This window comes from Leucobacter triazinivorans (assembly GCF_004208635.1).
Classification (GTDB): Bacteria; Actinomycetota; Actinomycetes; order Actinomycetales; family Microbacteriaceae; genus Leucobacter; species Leucobacter triazinivorans.
In genome coordinates this window covers 1,223,245-1,245,394 of the sequence record NZ_CP035806.1, presented here as the reverse complement: position 1 = coordinate 1,245,394, position 22,150 = coordinate 1,223,245, and the positions used below count along the sequence as shown (strand labels likewise).

General features: G+C 71.4%; 19 protein-coding genes. 11 read left to right on the top strand and 8 right to left on the bottom strand.

Annotated elements, in window-relative coordinates:
• Positions 1-52: 52 nt before the first annotated feature.
• The 5 genes from EVS81_RS05705 to EVS81_RS05685 all read right to left on the bottom strand — a co-directional run bounded on the left by EVS81_RS05705 (position 53) and on the right by EVS81_RS05685 (position 6,994).
• Positions 53-1,456, bottom strand: coding sequence for an amidase (locus EVS81_RS05705; RefSeq protein ID WP_130109533.1), 1,404 nt, complete (start codon positions 1,454-1,456; stop codon positions 53-55).
• Positions 1,457-1,565: 109 nt separating this feature from the next.
• Complete coding sequence (locus EVS81_RS05700) at positions 1,566-3,368, bottom strand: ABC transporter ATP-binding protein (protein ID WP_130109532.1); 1,803 nt, start codon at positions 3,366-3,368, stop codon at positions 1,566-1,568.
• The gene (locus EVS81_RS05695; protein WP_205879397.1) at positions 3,368-4,279 is read right to left on the bottom strand and encodes an ABC transporter permease; all 912 of its coding nucleotides are present in this window, start codon (positions 4,277-4,279) and stop codon (positions 3,368-3,370) included. The genes EVS81_RS05700 and EVS81_RS05695 overlap by 1 nt, the downstream gene beginning before the upstream one ends.
• Before the next feature lie 2 nt (positions 4,280-4,281).
• Positions 4,282-5,229 carry an ABC transporter permease gene (locus tag EVS81_RS05690; RefSeq protein ID WP_130109531.1) on the bottom strand — a complete coding sequence of 316 codons (948 nt, stop codon included), beginning with the start codon at positions 5,227-5,229 and terminating at the stop codon, positions 4,282-4,284.
• Between the two features lie 244 nt (positions 5,230-5,473).
• A complete protein-coding gene (locus EVS81_RS05685; protein ID WP_130109530.1) occupies positions 5,474-6,994 on the bottom strand; it encodes an ABC transporter substrate-binding protein in 1,521 nt (506 codons plus the stop codon).
• Positions 6,995-7,236: 242 nt separating this feature from the next.
• Here EVS81_RS05685 and EVS81_RS05680 point away from each other — a divergent pair, with 242 nt between their 5' ends.
• Entirely contained in the window at positions 7,237-7,995 is a 759-nt protein-coding gene (locus EVS81_RS05680) for a FadR/GntR family transcriptional regulator (protein WP_130109529.1), read from the top strand.
• On the opposite strand, the gene EVS81_RS05675 is transcribed toward EVS81_RS05680, so the two are convergent.
• A complete protein-coding gene (locus tag EVS81_RS05675) occupies positions 7,946-9,274 on the bottom strand; it encodes an MFS transporter (protein ID WP_130109528.1) in 1,329 nt (442 codons plus the stop codon). The two genes, EVS81_RS05680 and EVS81_RS05675, sit on opposite strands and share 50 nt — an antisense overlap.
• Before the next feature lie 205 nt (positions 9,275-9,479).
• Here EVS81_RS05675 and EVS81_RS05670 point away from each other — a divergent pair, with 205 nt between their 5' ends.
• Positions 9,480-9,989 (top strand): Lrp/AsnC family transcriptional regulator, encoded by a 510-nt coding sequence (locus EVS81_RS05670; protein ID WP_130109527.1) that lies wholly within the window; start codon positions 9,480-9,482, stop codon positions 9,987-9,989.
• A gap of 40 nt (positions 9,990-10,029) precedes the next feature.
• Positions 10,030-11,205 (top strand): acyl-CoA dehydrogenase family protein, encoded by a 1,176-nt coding sequence (locus EVS81_RS05665; protein WP_130109526.1) that lies wholly within the window; start codon positions 10,030-10,032, stop codon positions 11,203-11,205.
• A gap of 94 nt (positions 11,206-11,299) precedes the next feature.
• On the opposite strand, the gene EVS81_RS05660 is transcribed toward EVS81_RS05665, so the two are convergent.
• Positions 11,300-11,584 carry a hypothetical protein gene (locus EVS81_RS05660; RefSeq protein WP_130109525.1) on the bottom strand — a complete coding sequence of 95 codons (285 nt, stop codon included), beginning with the start codon at positions 11,582-11,584 and terminating at the stop codon, positions 11,300-11,302.
• 257 nt (positions 11,585-11,841) lie between these two features.
• On the opposite strand from EVS81_RS05660, the gene EVS81_RS05655 reads away from it, so the two are divergent.
• Positions 11,842-13,152, top strand: a complete 1,311-nt coding sequence (locus tag EVS81_RS05655) for a M23 family metallopeptidase (protein WP_240739987.1) — start codon at positions 11,842-11,844, stop codon at positions 13,150-13,152.
• A gap of 60 nt (positions 13,153-13,212) precedes the next feature.
• Here EVS81_RS05655 and EVS81_RS05650 read toward each other — a convergent pair whose 3' ends face one another.
• Positions 13,213-13,704: an inorganic diphosphatase gene (locus tag EVS81_RS05650; protein WP_130109523.1), complete on the bottom strand. Its 492-nt coding sequence runs from the start codon at positions 13,702-13,704 to the stop codon at positions 13,213-13,215.
• Positions 13,705-14,091: 387 nt separating this feature from the next.
• On the opposite strand from EVS81_RS05650, the gene EVS81_RS05645 reads away from it, so the two are divergent.
• From EVS81_RS05645 to EVS81_RS05615, 7 genes are all read left to right on the top strand, one after another.
• The gene (locus tag EVS81_RS05645) at positions 14,092-15,285 is read left to right on the top strand and encodes a tRNA lysidine(34) synthetase (RefSeq protein WP_240740053.1); all 1,194 of its coding nucleotides are present in this window, start codon (positions 14,092-14,094) and stop codon (positions 15,283-15,285) included.
• Positions 15,286-15,590: 305 nt separating this feature from the next.
• Positions 15,591-16,151: a hypoxanthine phosphoribosyltransferase gene (gene hpt, locus EVS81_RS05640; protein ID WP_130109522.1), complete on the top strand. Its 561-nt coding sequence runs from the start codon at positions 15,591-15,593 to the stop codon at positions 16,149-16,151.
• A gap of 378 nt (positions 16,152-16,529) precedes the next feature.
• Positions 16,530-18,701, top strand: coding sequence for an ATP-dependent zinc metalloprotease FtsH (ftsH, locus tag EVS81_RS05635; RefSeq protein WP_205879418.1), 2,172 nt, complete (start codon positions 16,530-16,532; stop codon positions 18,699-18,701).
• A 4-nt stretch (positions 18,702-18,705) separates the two neighbouring features.
• Complete coding sequence (gene folE / locus EVS81_RS05630; RefSeq protein ID WP_130109520.1) at positions 18,706-19,302, top strand: GTP cyclohydrolase I FolE; 597 nt, start codon at positions 18,706-18,708, stop codon at positions 19,300-19,302.
• 55 nt (positions 19,303-19,357) lie between these two features.
• Positions 19,358-21,115 (top strand): dihydropteroate synthase, encoded by a 1,758-nt coding sequence (folP, locus tag EVS81_RS05625; RefSeq protein WP_130111305.1) that lies wholly within the window; start codon positions 19,358-19,360, stop codon positions 21,113-21,115.
• The gene (gene folK / locus EVS81_RS05620; RefSeq protein WP_130109519.1) at positions 21,112-21,633 is read left to right on the top strand and encodes a 2-amino-4-hydroxy-6-hydroxymethyldihydropteridine diphosphokinase; all 522 of its coding nucleotides are present in this window, start codon (positions 21,112-21,114) and stop codon (positions 21,631-21,633) included. The genes folP and folK overlap by 4 nt, the downstream gene beginning before the upstream one ends.
• The gene (locus tag EVS81_RS05615; RefSeq protein WP_130109518.1) at positions 21,620-22,132 is read left to right on the top strand and encodes a DUF3180 family protein; all 513 of its coding nucleotides are present in this window, start codon (positions 21,620-21,622) and stop codon (positions 22,130-22,132) included. Before folK ends, EVS81_RS05615 begins: the two co-directional genes overlap by 14 nt.
• The last annotated feature ends 18 nt before the right edge of the window (positions 22,133-22,150 follow it).

Genomic DNA, 22,150 nt, shown 5'->3' with positions numbered 1-22,150 from the left:
CAGGCTCGCCGCTCAACCGGCGGGGCGGTTCGAACCCGGGCCAGGGAGCCCCTCAGGCCACGCGGGTCCAGTCGACCGCGGCGGCTGCGCCGCGCACCGACTCGAACCACAGCGCCACGCGCATGAGGCGGTCGTCGGTGCCGATCCCCGAGGCGATCTGCAGCCCGATCGTGCGCCCGTCGGGCTGCACTCCCGCGTTGATCGACACCGCGGGCTGGCCCGACATGTTGTAGGGCACGGTGAACGAGATGTGCCCCATGGTCTGCAGAGGGTCGGTGATGGGCATCGGATCCTCCGCCGCGAACGCCGCGACGGGCGTCACCGGAGACAGCACCAGGTCGAACGGCTGCGTCGCGGCACGCGTGAGGCGCGCCATCTCGTCGGCCATGCCCCGATTGCGCACGGTCTGCGCGGCCGAGACGTCGGCGCCGGCGGCGCACCACTCCACGATGAAGGGCAGCACGGCCGCGCGCCCGGCGTCGTCGAGCAGCTCGAGGTCGGCGTACGAGCGGCTGCGCCAGAAGTCGACGAGCCCGTCGAGCACGGCCGCCGGCACGAAGGGATCGAGCGGCTCGACCGCGGCACCGGCCGCCTCGAACAGCGACGCGGCGCGCTCGATGGCCGCGCGGGTCTCTGGCTCGACGGGCAGGCCCGATCCCGCGTCGAGCTGCAGAGCGACGCGCATCCCGGCGGGGGAGAGCGGCTCGGTCGACCAGTCCATCTCGCGATACGGGCGCGTGAGATAGTCCCGGGGGTCGGGCCGGGCGATGAGCGACATGAGGCGGATCGCGTCGGCGGCGGTGCGCGTCAGCGGGCCCGCGGCGCGGCCGGTGTACGGCACGTCGAGCGGGATCAGTCCCTCGCTCGGCTTGAGCGCGGTGAGACCCTGCCACGATCCGGGCAGGCGGATCGATCCGCCGATGTCGGTGCCGACGTGGAAGGGCCCGTAGCCCGCGGCTGCGGCGGTGCCGGCGCCGGCACTCGATCCGCCCGCGGTGTGCGCCGGGTTCAGCGCGCCGCGGGTGATGCCGTGGAGGCTCGAGACGCCCGACGAGAGCATGCCCCAGTCGGGCATCGTGGTCGATCCCACGATGACGGCGCCGGCCTCGAGCAGGCGGTCGGTGGTGGGCGCGTTGCGCGCGGCGATCGGCGGGTTCGGGATCGCGGTGCCCGAGGGCTTCGGCAGGCCCGTGCGCGCGATGTTCTCCTTGACCGTCGCGGGCACGCCGTCGAAGGGGCCGAGCGGCGCGCCCGCGCGCCAGCGCTCGGTCGACGCGGCGGCGTCGGCGCGCACCTGCGCGGGGTCGAAGAGGTAAAGCGCGTGCAGCTCCGCCTCGCGCGCCTCGACGCGGGCGATGACGTCCTCGGCCGCCTCGGTCGGGCTGAGCGACCCGTCGGCGTAGCCCGCCGCGAGCGCGGCGGCGTCGAGGGAGGCGGGGCGGCTGCTGGTGGTCATCCTGGGGCCTTTCGTCGAGGTGGGAGGGGCGGGGTGCGGCTCGGCCGGGTGCCGCAGGCCGGCGTGGCGGCGCCGGCCTGCGTGGCGGCGCCGGCCTGCGGCGGGCGGGTCAGGCGCTCTGGGCGAGCTCCTGCCGCAGTGTCAGCGACGACTCGATGAGCCGCTTCGTGTACGGGTGCTGCGGGTCGCGGTACACCGTCTCGGTGTCGCCGGCCTCCACGATCTCGCCCGACTGCATCACGATCACCGAGTCGCACAGGTGCCGCACCACGTTGAGGTCGTGCGAGACGAACACGAGGGTGAGCCCATATTCGTCGACGAGATCGGCGAGCAGGTTGAGCACCTGGGCGCGCACCGACACGTCGAGCGCGCTCACGGGCTCGTCGGCGACGACCACCTGCGGTCGGCAGATGAGCGCACGGGCGATCGAGATGCGCTGGCGCTGGCCGCCCGAGAACTGGTGCGGAAAGCGCGCGGCCGACGACGCGGGCAGGCCCACGGCCTCGAGCATCTTGGCGACCATGCGCGTGCGGTCGGCTGCGCTCTCGCCGCGGCCCGGCACGAGCAGCGGCTCGGAGATGATCTGCTCGACGGTCATGCGCGGATCGAGCGAGCCCATCGGATCCTGGAACACGATCTGCAGGTTCTGGCGCAGTGCGCGCAGCTGCGCCTCCTTCGCGCCCCGCACCTCGTTGCCGGCGACGACCGCGCTGCCCGAGGTGGGCTGGTCGAGGCCGGCGAGGATGCGCAGCAGGGTCGACTTGCCGGATCCCGACTCGCCGACCACCCCGAGACGCCCGCCCGCGGGCACCTCGAACGAGATGCCCTTCAGCGCGTGCACCTGCGGGGCGGGTGCGAAGAGGCTGGTGCGCCCGCGGGTGTAGGTGCGCACGAGGTCGGTGACCCGCATCACGGGCTCGGGATCCTCGGTGTCGACACTCGGCTGCGCCTCGCTCAGTGCGGCGCTCGCGTGCGCTTGCTCGACCGGGGGAGTCGCTCGCTCGACCGGCGGCTCCGGCGCGGATCCTCCGCTCGGCGGCACGTACGCCTGCGCCGTCGCGACCGTGAAGAGGCGTCCGTGCTCGTCGACCGCGTCGAGATCGGAGGCGGCGAGCAGCCCCCGGGTGTAGGGGTGCTGGGGGCGGGTGAACACGTCCTCGGTCGTGCCCTCCTCGACGACCACGCCCTGGTTCATCACGAGCACGCGGGTGCACATGTTCGCCACGACGGCGAGGTCGTGGGTGATGAAGAGCAGCCCGGTGCCGCGCTCGCGCACGAGCTCGAGGATCAGATCGAGCACCTGTCGCTGCACGGTGACGTCGAGCGCCGTGGTCGGCTCGTCGCAGAGCAGCAGCGCGGGATCGTTGGCGAGCGCCATGGCCAGCATCACCCGCTGACGCTGCCCGCCCGAGAGCTGGTGCGGGTATGCGCGCGCCGCCTGCGCGGGGTCGGGCAGGTGCACGGCGTCGAGCATCTCGACGGCGCGGCGGTTCGCCTCGGCCTTGTTGGGCGCGAGCCTGTGCTGCAGGATGATCTCGGCGACCTGCGCGCCGGCGCGCATCAGGGGGTTCAGCGCGGTCAGCGGCTCCTGGAACACCATCGCCACGTCGTTGCCGCGCAGCTTCATGAGGTCGCTCTCGGGCGCCTCGAGCAGATTGCCGGCGTATCCGTCGATCTCGACCGAGCCGTCGGCGGTCACCCCGTTCGGTAGCAGGCCGAGCAGGGCGGTCGTGGTCATCGACTTGCCCGATCCGGATTCGCCGATGAGGCCGATGCGTTCGCCGTGCGCCATGTGCAGCGTGAAGTCGTGCACGAGCGTGCGGTGCGCGGTGCGCACGTTGAGGTCGTCGACGCGCAGCAGCAGCTCGCCGCGCTCGGTCTGCGCCGGAGCGCTCTTCGGTTCGGTGCGCATCAGTCGCGGCTCCCGTTCAGTTTCGGATCGAAGCGGTCTCGCAGCCCGTCGCCCAGCAGGTTGAAGCCCATCACGGCGATCGCGATGGCGACGCCGGGCCACACCGCCAGCATGGGCTCGGTGCCCAGGAACTGCTGCGACTCCTGCAGCATGCGGCCCCAGGAGGGCGTGGGCGGCGGAGTGCCGAGCCCGAGGAAGCTGAGCCCCGCCTCGGCGAGCACCGCGAGCGCGAAGGATACCGAGGACTGCACGACGACCATGCCCACGATGTTGGGGAGCACGTGGCGCACCGCGATCCGGAATCGTGACTGGCTCGCCGCGCGCGCCGCCAGCACGTACTCCGTGGTCATCACCTGCAGAGTGCCCGAGCGGGCGACGCGCGCGAAGCCCGGCACGGTGGCGATGCCGATGGCCACCATCGCGGTGAGGGTCGACGCGCCGAACACCGCGCTGAACATGATCGCGAGCAGCAGCGCGGGGAACGCGAGCGCGATGTCGGAGGCGCGCATGATGACCTCCTCGATCCAGCCGCCGCGGATGCCCGCGAGGATGCCGAGCGGCGTGCCGATCACGATGGCGATGCCTACCGAGATGACGCCGACGAAGAGGGTGATGCGCGCACCGTAGAGCATGGCCGAGAAGACGTCGCGGCCGTACTTGTCGGTGCCCATGAGGTGCGCGAGGCTCGATCCCTGGAGGCGTGCGGCCGGGTCCGCCTGCACCGGGTCGTAGGGCGTCCAGACGAACGAGACGAGTGCGGCGACCGCCACGAGGCCGATGAGGACCAGGCCGATGATGAGCGTGGGGGAGAGGCGTCGGCGACTCGCGCGAGCGGCGGTGCCGCCGGGGGCGAGGATCGCGCTGGTGCGCGGCGCCTGCACGGGCGGGGTGGGGACCTGTTGCGTGCTCATGGCTAGGCGCTCCTTCGCAGGCGGGGGTCGATGATCGTGTACAGGATGTCGACGACGAGGTTGAGGATCAGCGTGATCGCGACGAGCACCATCACGACCGACTGCACGGTGAGCAGGTCGCGGTTGCCGACGGCGTCGAGCAGCATCGAGCCGAGGCCCGGGATGACGAACACCCGCTCGATCACCACGGCGCCGATGATCAGGGCCGCGATCTGCACCCCGGTCACGGTGATGACCGGGATGGCGGCGTTGCGCAGGCCGTGCTTCAGCAGCGCCCCGTTCTTGCTCAGGCCCTTGGCCCGCGCGGTGCGCAGGTAGTCCTCGCTCATCACCTCGAGCACGGCGGAGCGCACGTATCGGGTGAGGATCGCCCCCTGCACCGAGGCGAGGGCCACGACGGGCAGGATCAGGCGCCTGATGAAGTCGCCGAAGTCGACGGACGGGGCGGTCCAGCCGTTGGCGGGCAGCCAGCCGAGGCCGACCGCGAAGATCATGACGAGCAGGATGCCGGCGAGGAAGCCCGGGATCGCGACGCCGATCTGCGAGCCGAGGCCGATGGCGACGCCGGAGAAGCTGCGGTGCTTCACGGCCGCCCAGGTGCCGAGGGGGATCGCGACGAGAAGCGCGACCGCCATCGCGGTGAGCACGAGGATGAGGCTCACCTGCACGCGGTCGAGCACCATCGGGCTGATGTCGGTGCGGGTGAGGTAGGAGGTGCCGAAGTCTCCGCGGAGCAGGCCGCCGAACCACTCGAGGTACTGCACGATGAGGGGTCGATCGGTGCCGAACTGCTCGCGCGTCTGCTCGAGCAGCTCCGGCGTGGCGTTCACGCCGAGTGCGATCTGGGCGGGATCGCCCGGGATCAGGCGCATGAAGAGGAACACGACGACCGTGGCGACGACGTAGGTCACCGCGAATCGTGCGAGATTGATCAGGATCCGTATGGCCATGCGGCTTCCTCGGGGTCAGATGGTGGTGTGAGACGCGTTCGCCGGGTGGTCGAGCCCGCCGGGAACTGGAGAAGCGGCCAGCCGCCCCTCGTCATCCTGCGCGCAGGGAATCCTTCAGCGAAACGCGTCAGCGTTCCGCGTATTCCATGGTGGTGCTACCGCGCCAGGTGAGTCGCAGGATCTCACGGACTGCGAGATCCTGCGACTCCTTCGTCGCGCAGGATGACGGGGAGGGCTGCGCCGGCTACTGCCAGCTCAGGTTGGTGAGGTCGAGCGCTTCGATGATCGCGTTCTCGGGCATGCCCTGGAGGGCGGCCTTGGAGACGGTGATGTTCGGGAAGAGGAACAGCACGCCGGAAGCGGCGTCGTCGACGATCTGCCGCGCGACCTCCTGCATGCCCGCGACGTAGCCGGCCTCGTCGGCTGCGTCGGCCTCTGCGGCGATCGGAGCGATCGTCGAGTTGTCGTACCCGATGTAGTAGTCGGGGTCGTTGAACGCGGTGAGGATATCGCGGGCCTCGACGGCGAGCACGGTGGTCATCTGGTAGTCGTGCTGCGTGAAGACCTCGTCGAGCCAGACGGCCGGGAACTCGGCCGACTTGATGCTCGCGTTGATCCCCACGTCTTTCAGCTGCGAGACGACGATCTCGGACACGGCCTGCGCGTAGGGGCGCGTCGGCACGGTGAAGGTGATGTCCAGGTTCTCCTGACCGGCCTCGGCGAGCAGCTCCTTCGCCTTCTCGGGATCGTAGGGGTAGACGTCGTTCAGATCCTCGTAGTAGGGGTCGGTCGGCGTCGCGTAGGTGGCGACGAGCGAGCCGTAGCCGTTCCACGCGGTGTCGAGGATCGCCTGCTCGTCGAGCGCGTAGAGCACGGCCTGGCGCACGCGTACGTCGTCGAAGGGCGCGGCGCGGTTGTTGAGCGACAGCGAGACCTCGCCGCTCGAGGTGCCCGTGGTCACGACGAATGCGTCGTCGGCCTCGAAGCTCGAGAGCAGCTCGGGGGCCTGCAGGTTGGCGATCGCGTCGACGTCGCCCGTCTGCAGCGCGTTCGTGGTGGCCGTCGCGTCGGCGAAGTACTTCAGCGTCACCTGCTCGACGCCCGGGGCCTCGCCCCAGTAGTCGTCGCGGGTGTCGAGCACGAGGCTCTCGTTGGGGGTCCAGGAGCCGACGGCGTAGGGGCCGGTGCCGACCGGAGCGTTCGCGAGGTCGTCGACGGCGTCTTCCGAGAAGATCGCGCCGACCGGGGTGGCGAGGCTGAAGAGCCACGCGTTCGACGGCGCGCTCAGGTGCACGGCGACCTCGGTGGGCGACACGACCTCGACCGTGTCGACGACGTCCATCTTGGCCTTCAGGCTCGACACCCAGTCGGTCTTCACACGGTCGAAGCTGAACTTCACGTCGTCGGCGGTGAACTCGTCGCCGTTCGAGAAGGTGACGCCCTCCTGCAGGGTGAACGTGTAGGTCGTGCGATCATCGCTGACGGTCCACTCCTCGGCCAGCAGCGGCACGATCTCGCCCGACTGGTCGAGCTCGACGAGCCCCTCGTACACGTTCGACATGAGCGCCTGCGGGATCGCGGAGCCGGCCGTGGTGGTGAAGTCGAGGTTGGTCGGCGGGCCGGTGAGCGCGATGGTGGCGGTCGTCGGGGTCTCCCCGTCGCTTCCCGCGCTGTTGCCGGCACCGGCGGAGCAGGCGGCGAGGCCGAGGGTGGCCGCGGTCGCGAGTGCTGCCGCGGTGAGAATCGCATTCTTACGTCGCATCATTGCTTTCCTGTGGCTGTGGCCCCGCGGGGCGGGGCCGTTGGTGGGGGTCGTGTCGGGCGACGATGCCCGGTCGCCGTTCTGCACTGCACAGCGTATCTGCGGAACGGTTCGAGGTTTTCCTTCCAAGATCTCGAGAGATTTCGAACCAGGATACATGGTAAGGCCACTTAAGTGGGCGCTAGTATCGGATCACGCGTCCGGCGGCATCGACGTCCCGGCGCATCGACCAGGGAGAGACTCAGGTGTCAGCGACCCACAGCTTCGAGCCGGCCGTGCCCGTGCACACCTACCAGCGCATCGTCGACCAGATCGAGCAGGCCATCGTCTCGGGGGAGATCCCGGTCGGATCGCAGCTCGCCAGCGAGCGCGACCTCATGGTGCAGTTCGGGGTGAGCCGCCCGACCGTGCGAGAGGCGCTGCGGATCCTGCAGAGCATGGGGCTGCTCGAATCGCGGCCCGGCACGCGCGGCGGGCCGGTGGTGCTCGCACCGTCCTCGAAGACGCTGTCCCGCTCCCTGCGAGCGATGGTCGGCACCGACGCGCTCGACGTCGCGGCACTGATCGAGTACCGCGTGGTGCTCGAGGGGACCACGAGCCGCCTGGCGGCCGTGCGCCGGGATGCGGCGCAGTTGGAGCGCATGCGCGCGGCGATCGAGCAGATGGAGCGCGACGCCGAGGCCAACGCCGAGACCTTCGCCGACGCCGACCTCGAGTTCCACGAGGCGATCTGGGAGGCGAGCGGCAACGAGGTGCTGCGGCTCAGCGGTCAGGCCGTCTCCGGGGTGCTGCGGGTGATCATGCAGCGCGACGCGGAGGGCGAGCACCACGACAACCGGGTGAAGCTCGAATCCGCCGCCATCGACCGCCGGCTCTTCGCCGCGATCGAGCGTCACGACGCCGAGGAGGCGGGCCGCATCGCCCGGCACGCGGTGGCCGACCGCTTCGCCCCGCTCATCGACGACGAGCGCGACCGCCGGGTGCTCTCCGTGCTCGCGGAGTAGCGGACCCGCCGGCGAGGCGCGCGAGCAGCAGACTCGCGGCGGCCGCGACCAGCGCGAAGACCGTCACCGCGTCGGAGAGGCCGAGCCGCTCGGCCAGCGCGCCGAGCGCGATGATCGGCACGGCGCTGCCGAGATACGTGACGGTGTAGATGGCGCTCACCGTCGAGGCGTGCCGCGCGGGGTGCACACTCGCCGTCGCGCCGGTGAACGCCGCCTGGAACGCGACCCCCTGCCCGAGGCCGGCGAGCGCGCTCGCCGCGATGAGGAACCAGATCGCGCCGATCCCGCCGGCCGCGCCGATCCCGCCGGCCGCGGCGATCCCGCCGGCCGCGGCGATCCCCGCGAGCCCGATGGCGAGCGCGGTCAGGCCGACGGGCAGCCGCCAGGATCCCGAGAACGGCAGCAGCTGCACGAGCGCCGAGGCGGCGAGCGTGACCGCGGCGAGCAGTCCGATCACCGGGCGCGAGTCGGTGCCGGCGATCGCCGCGAAGTGGGACGGGGCGAGCGACAGGCAGAAGCCGAAGACCGTGAAGCTGAGGAAGCCGGTCGCCGCTGCGACGCGGAATCGGCGCGCGGCGACCGGGTCGTTGCGGCCGCCGGATCCGGGCCCGTCCGGGCGCGGATCCGGTGCGTCGGGCAGAGCGATCCCCGCGAGCCGCGGTGCGCACTCGCCGTGCGGCGCCACGAGGAGCACCACCGGTACGAGCGCCGCGAGCACCATGGCGACCACGACGTAGGGGGTCTGCAGCGGGGCCCCGGCGAGGGAGAGGACTCCTCCCGCGACGGGGCCCGCGGCGACCCCGCCCGAGGTGGCCAGCAGCGTGAGACGGCCGACCAGGGCGGGGCGGCCGGGCAGCAGCGCGCGCAGGGCGCCCGATCCCGTGCCCGTCGCGCAGGCCACGGCGACGCCCTGCGCGGCGCGGGCCACGCAGAACCAGCCGAGCGTCGGCGCGAACGCCAGGCCCGCGGTGGCCAGCGCGGCGACCGCGAGCGCCGCGACGAGCACCGTGCGCCGGTTCACCCGGTCGGCGACTCCGCGGAAGAGGAGCAGGCCGACGATGAGCGAGAGCACGTAGCTCGAGAACGCGAGCGCGATCCCGAGCGAGCCGGTCTGCAGGCGGGTCTCGAGCAGCGGGAACAGCGGGGTGCTGAGGTTCGCGCTGACCAGCAGCGCGAAGAGCGCGAGCGAGGCGATTGCGACGCGGGTGCGCGGGCGGTGCAGGGTCGGGGGAGCCCACGGGCTCGGGGTGCTGAGCGATGCGGTGGCGGTCGCGCGCATGACGGGCTCCTTCGGTCGGACGCGGGGGTGGAGCGTCCGGGTGCTGCTCGCGGGGTGCTGCGAGCGATGATCCGTGTGCCGGCGGGGGTGTCCGCGAGCACAGTGAGTAGTTCAGCGGATATGTATCGATCTGCGCAAGTCGCATCGTTCAGATTGAGCGATATGATCAGTATTGACACGCAGAATCAATCAGAAAGTGAGCATAATGAGTGAGATCGATGCGACGGATCGCCGGGTCCTCCTGCTGCTCGACGAAGACGGCCGCATGCCCACCGCCATGATCGCGTCGCGACTCGGCCTCGCCCGCGGCACCGTGCAGGCCCGTCTCGAGAAGCTGCGGGAGTCGGGGGCGCTCCGGCTCCACAGCGCGCGGATCACCCCCGCCGCGCTGGGACGCCCGGTGGGGGCGAGCGTGCAGGTCGAACTCGATCAGCATCAGATCGGCGAGGCGATCGCGGCCCTCGCCGACCTGCCCGAGGTGCTCGAGTGCTTCGCGCCGGCGGGCAGCACCGATCTGCTGCTGCGCGTGGTCGCGAAGAGTCCCGAGGATCTCTACCGCGTGAGCGAGGAGATCCGGCTCTGCCCGGGGATCACCCGCACCTCCACCAGCCTCTTCCTGCGCGAGGTGATCCCGTACCGCGTGACCGGCCTGCTCGCCGAGGGGTCGGCACAGCGTCGCCGAACCGGCGAACCGCAGCAGCGGCGCGCCCGGTAGGGTGGCAGACGAGGCCCGCCGGGGCTGCGGAGAGGGGCCGATGACGGATCGAGAGGCGCGGCACGCGGAGCTGGCCGAGCGGTACCTGCCCGACGCGCTCGTCGAGCGATTCCGCGAACGGGCGGCGGTGTACGACCGCGAGAACCGGTTCTGCGACGAGGATCTCGCCGAGCTGCGCGAGCGCGGGTATCTGGAGCTGTTCGTCCCGCGGGAGTACGGCGGTCCCGGGCTGGGGCTGCACGAGGTCTCTCGGCTGCAGCAGCGCTTGGCGGGCGCCGCACCGGCGACGGCGCTCGCCGTCAACATGCACCTCATGTGCACCGGCGTGGTGCAGGCCATGTTCGCGCGAGGCGACCGATCGCTCGGGTACGTCTTCGAGGAGGCGAGGGCCGGGGAGATCTTCGCGTTCGGCATCAGCGAGCCGGCGAACGACTGGGTGCTGCAGGGATCGCGCACCGTCGCCGAGCCGCAGGACGGTGGCGCATACCGCGTCTCCGGCGTCAAGATCTTCACCTCGCTCTCCCCGGCCTGGACGCGATTGATCGTGCACGGCGTCGACGCCTCCGATCCCGAGCGGCCAGAGCTGATCTACGGCTTCCTCGAGCGATCTGCGCCCGGTGTCGCGGTATCCGACCACTGGGATGTGCTCGGCATGCGGGCCTCGCAGAGCCGCACCACGACGCTCGACCGGGTGCCGATGCGCGCCGACCGGGTGGCGCGCCGTCTGCCTCCGGGGCCGCACCCCGACCTGCTGACGTTCGCGATCGCCGCGAACTTCCAGCTGCTCGTCGGCTCCGTGTACGCGGGGGTGGCCAGGCGGGGGCTCGAGGTCGCGGCGGAGGCCCTGCGCAGGCGCGGATCGGCGAGACTCGGCGCGCCCCTGGCCGAGGTGCCCGAGATGCGCGCGCGGATCGCCGATGCGCACATGGCCTTCCTCGCCGTGCCGGCGCAGCTCGACGCCTACACACGCGATCTCGACGATCTCGTGGATCACGGCGCCGGCTGGCCGTTGCGGCTCGTGAGTGCGCGCCTGAACGCAGCCGATGCCGCGCGGCGCACTGCCGAGACCGCGCTGCAGTGCGCGGGCGGCGGGGGCTTCGAGAGCGGTAGCGAGGCGTCGCGGCTGCTGCGCGACGCGACGGCGGGATTGTTCCACCCGCCGAGCGCCGACGCGGCGCGACCCATGTACGCCGCCGCCCTGCTCGACGAGCCCTGAGCGCGAGCGGTCGGTGCCGCGTCGAGGCCCCGTCATCCGCCGAACGCACTGAGTCCCCGGAACCGATCGGCTCCGGGGACTCAGCGCGTTCGCGTCAGCGTCGGCTGTCGAAGCTCGGCAGGATGCCGAACGCGAACCAGAATGCGAACGCATCGACGAGCAGGCCGCCCGCGAACCAGGCGAGGCCGAGGTCCGGGCTGCTGAACGCGTGCGCCATCATGTAGAACCCGGCCAGCATCAGTACGACCACGACGACGAAGGCCAGCACGGTGCCCGCCGACGCGCGGGGCGTGGGAGTCGGCGCGAACAGCGGACGGGGCCGGGACTCCCCGTCGTTCTGGCCGTGGCGGGCGTCACTGGAGAGGTGCGTCTCGGGCATATCGATCCTTCGCTGGCTGTTCGACTCACGTGCATGGCGTGCTGCCTCCCATGATAGGCGAAGCGGCGATTGGCTGGAAAACCGGAGCAGCGCGCCGGATCCGTCGCCTGCGGCGGTGCGGATCCGTCGCGTGCGGCGGTGCGGATCCGGGCCCACACGGCCCGACCGCAGCGAGTGCGACCCCGGCAGTGCTAACGTAAGCGTGGATCATACTGGCTCGAGGGGAGTCCGAAGTTATGCGCAAGCGGCATACGGCGATGGCGACACGTGCGATCGGGCTGCTCGGAGCGGCGGTGTTCGCCGCTGGGTTGCTCGTCGCCGCGCCCATCTCGGCAGCGCCCGCGCAGGCCCTCGAGCTCCCGACGTGGGACGACGTGCAGGAGGCGAAGCAGAACGAGGCCGCCGCCGCAGAGAAGGTGTCGGAGATCGAAGGTCTCATCACCGAGGGCGAGCAGGAACTCGACCGCCTCCGCAACCTCCACAACACGACGATCGAGGAGTGGCGGCAGGCCGAGGCCGAATTCGCCGCGGCGGCAGAAAAGGCGGAGAAGCTCTCCGAGCAGGCGGAGGCGAGCCGGCAAGAGGCCGAGGAAGCCGCCGAACGCGCCGGTGTGCTGGTAGCCCAGATGTATCGATCCGGCGGGGTCGACCGGAGCGTCGAACTCTTCCTCGATGCCGACGGGAGCACTGCTGACGCGCTGCTCGACCGGATGGCCTCGCTCTCGAAGGCGACCGAGCGCAACACGCAGGTCTCCGAGGAGGCCGAGCAGGCCGCGAACACGGCGGATACGCTCACTCAGCAGGCCGAAGCGGCAGCGGAGGAGCGCGAAGTGCTCCGGCAGGAGGCCAAGCGCAAAGAGGAGGCCGCCGCGCAGGCAGTCACCGACCAGGGCGAACTGGTGCGACAGCAGGAGGAGCAGCAGGAGGTGCTCAAGGCGCAGCTCGCTGCACTGAAGGACACGACCACGGAGACCGTGGAGGGGTACCAGGAGCGTCTGCGCATCGAGGAGGAGCAGCGCCGAGCCGAGCAGGAGCGGCTGCGGAGGGAGGCCGAGGAGGCCGCTCGGATCGCACGCGAGAACGCGAACAACGCGGGCGGCGGCGGTGGCGGCGGCGGTGGCGGTGGTGGAACCGGCGGCGGCGGTGGCGGCGGCACGAGCCCCGGCAACGGCGGTGGCGGCTGGACGCTGCCGACCTCGGGATACTGGGTCTCGGAGGGTTTCCGCCCGCCCGGGCGCCCCAACCACACCGGTATCGACCTCGCCGCGGGATGCGGCACCCCGATCGTGGCCGCTGCGTCCGGCACCGTGCGCATGACCTACTGGGACAACGGCGGCGGCGGCAACATGGTGACCGTCAACCACGCGAGCGGCTGGCAGACGCGCTATGCGCACATGTCGGGCTGGGCTGTCGTGATCCCCGGGCAGTACGTCAATGCCGGACAGGTGCTCGGCTATGTCGGGAACACCGGCATGAGCACCGGATGCCATCTGCACTTCGAGATGCGTCCGAATCAGGACGACGGATGGTACGGCTTCGTGAATCCGGCCGCCTACATCAGGTTCTGATCGGCGGCCGGCCGCGGCCCGCGGCTGCCGAGGGCTGAGCCGCGGGCGCCTGCGCTCCGCTCAGTGCTGTTCGGCGAGGCGCTGCTGGGCTTCGACGATGAGCCGCTCTGCATCGGCGGCCGAGCCCCACGCATCGACCTTGACCCACTTGCCGGGCTCGAGGTCCTTGTAGCGCTCGAAGAAGTGCTCGATCTCCTTGCGGGTGTACTCGGGGATGTCGGCCACGTCCTGGATGTGCTGCCAGCGCGGATCCTTGTACTGCACCGCGATGACCTTGTCGTCGCCGCCCGCCTCATCGCTCATCTTGAGCACGCCGACGGGGCGCACCTTGACGCCCACCCCCGGAAACACCGGGTAGTCGAGCAGCACGAGCACGTCGAGCGGATCGCCGTCCTCACCGAGCGTCTCCTCGAAGAAGCCGTAGTCGGTGGGGTAGACGAAGCCGGTGTAGAGCACTCGGTCGAGATACACGCGACCGGTCTCGTGATCCACCTCGTACTTGTTGCGGCTCCCCTTGGGGATCTCGATGACGGCGTCGAATGCAGCGGCCATGCGCGCTCCTCTTTCTGTAGATCGAGGCGGCGCTCGATGCGCCTGCCCCGGTGTGCGTTGCCGGTCTAAGGCTACCCGACCCCTCCGACACGTCGGCCGTCGCCGCGGTCGATCTCGGCGCATCACATCGAACTCGCTCGAGCTGGTCGCGCCGGTCGCGCTGGTCGCTCTGGTCGCGCCGGTCGCGCCGGTCGCGCCGGTCGCGCCGGTCGTGCCGGGCTCCCGGTGCTGCCCCGGGCACCCGCGCCGGTCAGGCCGTCTTCGGCATCTCGGCCGGCGCGGTACCGTTGGGGCATGGTGCAGCGCGCGGTGCTCGAGACCCGGTTGGCGGTGCGGCGATCGCTCGCGGGGTGGATCCGGAGCCGCGGGGTGCGGGGCGCAGCACCGATGCCGGGAGCCGCCCAGGCGAGCGCACGGGGCGAGGCGCACCAGCGGCCGCTCGTGCTCGTCGCGCTGTCGGGGGGCGCCGATTCCCTGGCGCTCGCGGCCGCCGCGGCGTATGCGGCGCCCGAGGTGGGCGCGCGCGCCGGAGCGGTGATCGTCGATCACGGGCTCCAAGCCGGGTCGAGCGAGGTGGCGGCGGGCGCCGCAGCCCAGGCCGAGCGGCTCGGCTTGAGCCCGGTGCAGGTGCGTCGCGTCGAGGTTCCGGGGGATCGCGGCGACGGCCCCGAGGCGGCCGCCCGCGACGCGCGGTACGCGGCGCTCGTCCACTCCGCGGTCGAACTGGGTGCCTCTGCGATCCTCACCGCCCACACGCGCGACGACCAGGCGGAGCAGGTGCTCCTCGGGATCGCACGGGGATCCGGAACGCGCAGCCTCGCCGGCATCCCGCCCCTGCGCACGTTCGGCGGTGGCGCGACCGGGGGCGGCGCCGGATCCGGCGCAGGAGCCGGGTCGGGATCCGGCGCGGGATCCGGCGCAGGAGCCGGCGCAGGAGCCGGGTCGGGATCCGGCGCAGGATCCGGGTCGGGATCCGGCGCAGGATCCGGCGCGGGAGCCGGCGCAGGAGCCGGGTCGGGATCCGGCGCGGGATCCGCGACAGACCTGGAGCTCCTGCGTCCGTTCCTCATCGAGCGGCCGGCGGTGACCCGCGCCGTCACCGAAGCGGCATGCGCCGAGCAGGATCTGCGTCCCTGGTTCGATCCGCACAACGACGACCCCGCGTATGCGCGGGTGCGCGTGCGACGGGTCGTGCTGCCGGTGCTCGAGCGCGAGCTGGGCCCGGGGATCTCGGAGTCCCTCGCACGCACCGCAGATGTGGCGCGCGAAGACGCGGACGCGCTCGACGGTCTCGCAGACGAGATGGCCGCGGAGGTCGTCGAGCATCTCGAGTGCGGGATCGCGGTCTCGACTGCAGCGCTCGCTGCGAGCCCGCCTGCACTGCGCCACCGGATCATCCGTGTGGTCGCTCGTACGGGCTTCGGCGCACAGCTCAGTCGCGAGCGCACCCTCGCCGTGGCCGAACTCGTGACCTCTTGGCGCGGACAGGGCCCGGTCGAGGTTCCGGGCGCCTCGGTGCGCCGCGAGGACGGCCGACTGGTGTTCGAGCCTGCTGCGCCGCGTCGCGCCGCGTCGGGCTGAGCCGCGCTGCGCTCCGCCCTACCCGACCCCGCCCCGCCCGCGACCGCCCCGCCCGCGACCGGCCGCGACCGCCCGCGACCGCGACCGCGACCACCCCGACCACCCCGCCCGCGATCGCCCCGACCACCCCCGGCCCAAAGTGGGAGTCGCCTTCTGCCGCATCCGCGAGACGTATGCGGCAGAACGCGACTCCCACTTGGGCATTCGGCGCGGGCTCGGCGTGGGCTCGCCGCGGTCTCTCCCTCCGGAACCGTGCGGAGGCCGTCGTTCGCCGCAGCACCTCGAGCAGTGGAAGAATGGTGTGCATGGACGCGAAACACCTGGGGGACGACCTCTCCGCGATACTGCACACCGAATCCGAGTTGCATGCTCGGCTCGCCGAGATGGCCCGCGAGATCGAGGCTGACTACGCCGACGAGCCCCCGCTGCTCGTCGGCGTGCTCAAGGGCGCGGTCATGGTGATGGCCGACTTGGCTCGGGAGCTGCGATTCCACGCGCAGATGGACTGGATGGCGGTGTCGTCCTACGGTGCGGGCACGAAGTCGAGCGGCGTGGTCAAGATCCTCAAGGATCTCGATGCCGACATCACTGGCCGCGACGTGCTGATCGTCGAGGACATCATCGACTCCGGGCTGACGCTGCACTGGCTCAAGGAGAATCTCGAGAGCCGAGGCGCCAGGTCGGTGCGCATCTGCACCATGCTGCGCAAGCCGGAGGCGCTCAAGGTGCAGGTCGACGTCGCATATGTCGGCTTCGACATCCCCGTCGAGTTCGTCGTGGGCTACGGGCTCGACTATGCGGAGAACTACCGCAATCTGCGAGACGTCGCCGTACTCGCACCGCACGTGTACTCGGACGACGGGTAGTCGGCGCGCTGCACCTCTGCTGCGCCCGGCAGGATCTCGCGATCCCGAGGCGCGCACCGGTGACGCGCAGGATCCGCAGCACCGTCGGCACCGCAGCACCGTCTGCACCGCAGCACCGACGGCGCCGCAGCACCGCAGTACAACGCGTCGGCACCGTCGGCACCGCAGCACCCCAGCGTCGCGGCGCACCCTCCGCCTCGCCGCGCGCTCGCGGCGGAGGTTTCGCCCTCGGCGCACACGCAGCTGCTTTGTCGGTGGCATTGGCTACGCTTGCTGCAGATGCCGAAACGCCCAGGCACGCCCGTCTCGAAAGGCCCCGACTTGGCAGAGAATTCAACGAAGAGCACGTCGAAGAGCAGAAAGCTGTTCCGCGGTCCGATGCTCTATCTGATCCTCGCACCGCTGATCGTGCTGCTGGGATGGTCGTTGCTCTCGGGCGGCAACACCCGCGAGGTGCCGACCGAGCAGGGCATGGAGCTGATCACCTCGGGCAAGGCCCAGGCCGTCGAGATCATCGACGGCGATCAGCGCGTCAACCTGACGCTGACCGAGGCCGATAAGGAGACCGGCACCGACCAGGTGTTCTTCTACTACGTCTCGCAGCGCGGCGAGGACGTGGTGCACGCGGTCAACGAGGCCGAGCTCGAGGACGGGTTCACGGACAAGGTGCCGCAGCCCAACCCGCTGTGGTCGCTGCTCGGGTTCCTGCTGCCGCTGCTGCTCATCGGCCTGCTGCTGTGGTGGATGCTCTCCTCGATGCAGGGCGGCGGCCGCGGCGTCATGCAGTTCGGCAAGAACAAGGCCAAGCTCGTGTCGAAGGACATGCCGCAGGTCACCTTCGCCGACGTCGCCGGCGCCGACGAGGCGGTGGAAGAGCTGCACGAGATCAAGGACTTCCTGCAAGACGCCTCTCGGTTCCAGGCCGTGGGAGCGCGGATCCCGAAGGGCGTGCTGCTCTACGGCCCTCCCGGAACGGGCAAGACGCTGCTCGCCCGTGCCGTCGCGGGTGAGGCCGGCGTGCCGTTCTACTCGATCTCGGGATCCGACTTCGTCGAGATGTTCGTCGGCGTCGGTGCCAGCCGCGTGCGCGACCTCTTCAAGGAGGCGAAGGCCAACGCGCCCGCCATCATCTTCGTCGATGAGATCGACGCCGTCGGTCAGCGTCGCGGGCAGGGAATGGGCGGCGGCCACGACGAGCGGGAGCAGACGCTCAACCAGCTGCTCGTCGAGATGGACGGCTTCGATCCCAAGACCAACGTGATCATGATCGCGGCCACGAACCGGCCGGACATGCTCGACCCGGCACTGCTGCGCCCCGGGCGCTTCGACCGGCAGATCGGGGTCGACGCCCCCGACATGCCGGGGCGTCTCAAGATCCTGCAGGTGCACGCCAAGGGCAAGCCGCTCTCCAAGAACGTGGATCTCGACGTCGTCGCCCGGAAGACCCCCGGGTTCTCGGGCGCCGACTTGGCCAACGTGCTCAACGAGGCGGCGCTGCTCACGGCCCGCTCGAACGCGCAGCTCATCGACAATCGAGCGCTCGACGAGGCCATCGACCGCGTGATCGCCGGCCCGCAGCGCCGCACCCGCGTGATGAAAGACCAGGAGAAGCTCATCACGGCCTATCACGAGGGCGGCCACGCGCTCGTGGCGGCCGGGCTGAACCACACTGACCCCGTGACCAAGATCACGATCCTGCCGCGGGGCCGCGCGCTCGGGTACACGATGGTCATTCCGTTGGAGGACAAGTACTCGGTGACGCGCAACGAGCTGCAGGATCAGCTCGCCTACGCGCTCGGCGGGCGTGTGGCCGAGGAGCTCGTGTTCCACGACCCCACCACCGGCGCGGGCAACGACATCGAGAAGGCCACCGGCACCGCGCGCAAGATGGTCACCGAGTACGGCATGTCGGCCACGGTCGGCCCGGTCAAGCTCGGGCAGGCGCAGCCCGGCGCGTTCCTCGGCGAGTTCGGCCAGAGCCGCGACTACTCCGAGGGCATCGCCGAGACGATCGACGTCGAGGTGCGCGCCCTGCTCGAGCAGGCCCACAACGAGGCCTACGAGGTGCTCGTCAAGAACCGAGACATCCTCGACGCGCTCGCGCGCGAGCTCCTCGAGAAGGAGACGCTGGATCACATCCAGATCGCCGAGATCTTCCGCGACGTGCAGAAGCTCCCCAGGCGGTCCACGTGGCTGTCGCACGATGATCGTCCGGTGTCGGATCGACCGCCCATCGAGGTGCCCGCCGATGTGCGCACCGACAACGTCTCGGTCGCAGACGGAGACCCGCAGACCGCGAGCGCCGGGAACGTCTCGGACGTCTCGTCCGACTCTGCCGCCGCGGACCCCGCAGGGGTGCCCGGATCCCGAGGTGCGGATGCCGCGGACGGTCCCGCCGCGACCGAGCCGACCCCCGAGCAGCACGGCGCCCCGGCCGAGCCGTCGGCGCAGGTCCCGCCGGAGACGCCGCCGCTCGCCCCGGGCGAGACGAGCCGGCCCCCACGCAACCTGGGTGTGCGCGACGCCGACGACCGCGACGACAGCCGGTAACCGCATGGGAGACACCGTTGATCGCGAGCGGATCGCAGCGGCGGTGCGCGAGCTGCTGAGCGCGATCGGTTCGGATCCCGACAGCCCCGAGCTCGGCAGCACCCCGTTCCGGGTCGCCGAGGCGTACGCGGAGTTCTTCTCGGGCGTGGGCCAGGATGCCGGGCGCCTCCTCTCGGACGCCGTGCCCGTGGGATCCGACACGGGTGAACTCGTACTGGTGCGCGATATCGCGTTGCGCTCGATGTGCGAGCACCACCTCCTGCCGTTCCGCGGTCGCGCGCACGTGGCGTATCTGCCCGACGCCCGCGTGGTAGGGCTCAGCGCGATCCCGCGTGTCGTCGAGGCCCTCGCCGCGCGGCCGCAGGTGCAGGAGCGCCTCGGCGAGCAGATCGCGCAGACGATCGACGACGGGCTCGCGCCCCGCGGGGTGCTCGTGGTGCTGGAAGCGAGCCACGGATGCGTTGCCGATCGCGGCGTGCGCCAGACCGAGGCGCTCGCGGTGACCGTGGCGTCGCGGGGCGCTCTCAGCGAGCCGACCCAGCAGGCGGGAGTGTTCGCGCTGCTCGGCGGCGAGATCGAGCGGACAACCGATCGTGCGTGACGCCCGGGCCACCGCAGCTACCCCGGCCCTGCACCGGCGAGGAGACTGCACGGTGATGGGTGTGCTCAACGTGACGCCCGACTCCTTCAGCGACGGCGGCCGATTCGACACCGCGGAGCGCGCGATCGCGCGCGGTATCGAGCTCGTCGCGCAGGGCGCCGACGTCGTGGACGTCGGAGGCGAGTCGACACGTCCCGGCGCGCAACCGGTCTCCGAGCGCGAGGAACAGCGACGGGTGATCTGCGTCGTCGAGGAGTTGGCCGGTCGCGGCATCGCCGTATCGATCGATACGATCCACGCAGGCACCGCCGCCGCCGCAGTCGCGGCCGGGGCCCGGTACATCAACGACGTCTCGGGCGGCGCGCACGACCCAGAAATGCTGCGGGTGGCGGCCGACGCGAGCCGAGCGCGTGGCGTCCGCTTCATCGCGGGGCACTGGCGGGGCGTACCCGACCCGGCGCAGCGGCGCTCCGACTACGACGACGTCGTCGTCGAGGTGCGCGACGCGCTCGAGACGCGAGCGGCCGCGGCGCGCGCCGCGGGGGTCGACCTCGCACATATCCTGCTCGACCCCGGCCTCGGATTCGACAAGACGGGCGACCAGAGCTGGTCGCTGCTCGCGCGGCTCGACGAACTGCTCGCGCTCGGGTATCCCGTGCTCATCGGCGCCTCCCGCAAACGCATGATCGCAGACGCGCTCGTGGATCTCCCGGTGCCCGCACGGGCTGTCGGCTCAACTGCCGGGGGCCACGAGCGCGACCTCGCAACGTCGGTGACGAGCGCACTCGCGGCGCGCGCCGGTGCGTGGGGGGTGCGCGTGCACGACGTCCCGGGCACGGTGCAGGCGCTCGCCGTGGCGCGCAGATTCCAGAGGGGGACGCATCGGCTCTCTGCGACCCCCGCTCCGTCGTCCAGCGCGATGCCCGCTCCGTCATCCTGCGCGATGCCCGCTCCGTCGTCCAGCGCGATGCCCGCTCCGTCATCCTGCGCGATGCCCGCTCCGTCATCCTGCGCGATGCCCGCTCCGTCATCCTGCGCGACGAAGGAGTCGCAGGATCCATGCCCCGCAGACGCTGCGACCCCCACCGCGCACGGCGGGCTGCCGTGCGACCGCATCACGCTCACGGGCGTCGAGATCTTCGCGCACCACGGCGTATTCGACTTCGAGCGCGAGCGCGGCCAGCGCTTCGTCATCGACGTCGCGGTCGAGGTCGACCTCCGCGGCGCCGCGGCGGGCGACGAGCTCGCGCGCACCGTGCACTACGGAGAACTCGCCGCGGCCGTCGTCGCCGCTGTGGAGCGGGATCCCGTCGACCTCATCGAGACCGTGGCCGAGCGCGTGGCCGCGGTGGCGCTCGAATTCGATGGTGTGCGCAGTGCGGAGGTTACGGTGCACAAGCCGGACGCACCGATCGAGGCGGCTTTCTCGGACGTCTCGGTGACCGTCGTGCGGCACGCGCGGACAGCCGGGTCGTGCGCTGTCGGCGACCCGCCATCCGCGTCCGCGTCGCGCCCTTCCTCGTCATCCTGCGCGGAGGGCGGAGCGTCGCCCCCTTCCTCGTCATCCTGCGCGGAGGGCGGAGCGTCGCCCCCTTCCTTGTCATCCTGCGCGGAGGGCGGAGCGTCGCCCCCTTCCTTGTCATCCTGCGCGGAGGGCGGAGCGTCGCCCCCTTCCTTGTCATCCTGCGCGGAGGGCGGAGCGTCGCTTCCTTCCTTGTCATCCTGCGCGGAGGGCGGAGCCCGCAGTCGCAGGATCCACCCCGACGAAACACCGAGCCCTGGAGACATCGACGACACCGAGGAGGCCCGATGACCGCCCAGATCGTCCCCGTGCTCTTCGCCTTCGGCGCCAACCTGGGCGACCGCGGCGAGACGATCCGCTCGGCCCAGCGCGAACTCGCCGAGGCTCCGGGGATCCGGGGCTTCGCCGCGTCGTCGCTGCGGGAGACGATCGCGCTCACCGAGTCCGGCCCCGATCCCGACGCCCCGCGCTACCTCAACGGCGTCGCTGCGGCGCAGACCTCGCTGTCGCCCCACGAACTGCTCGACCTGATGCAGCGCATCGAGGGCGAGCACGGCCGGGTGCGCGACGCGCGCTGGGGCGACCGCACCCTCGACATCGATCTGATCCTCTACGGCGGCCGGGCGATCCACGACGAGCGCCTCGTTGTGCCGCATCCGCGCGCCCACGAGCGCGACTTCGTGCTGTCCCCGTGGCTCGACCTCGATCCCGATGCCGTGCTCATGGGACACGGGCGGGTGGCCGTGCTGCTGAGCCGTCTGGGGGATACGACCCGGCCGTTCGAGGAGCACGCAGATGCGCAGGATTGAGCGCAGCAGTCCGCTGCTCACGCTGGTCGTCGGGATCGGTGGCGCGGTGCTGGGCGTGCTGGTGCAGATCGCGCTCTCGAACCGCGGCTCGCCGCCCCTGGTGCCGCCGTTCTCGCTGCCGGCGTCACTGGCGCTGATCGCGGTGGTGCTGCTGGTGTTCGGGATCCGCCTGCGTCGGGCACTGCGGCGCGGCCCGGGCGCGGTCAACCCGTTTCAAGCGGTGCGGCTGCTCGCCGCCGCGCGAGCGGGACAGCTCGTGGGGGCGGCGCTCGGCGGATTCGGCGGCGGACTCGCGATCGCGGTACTCGGGCGCTCGGTGCCGGCCCCGCCGCAGACCTGGCTCCCCATGCTGCTCGTGCTGCTCGCCGGCGCGGTGCTCATCGGCTGTGCGGTGTACGCCGAGCGCTGCTGCCGGGTGCCACCGGGCGACGATGCCGAGGACACCGGGACGGATCCCGAGCCCGGCCCTGCGGATCAAGCCGCATTCCGCAGGCCTTGAAGCCGTGCAGGGCGGCCG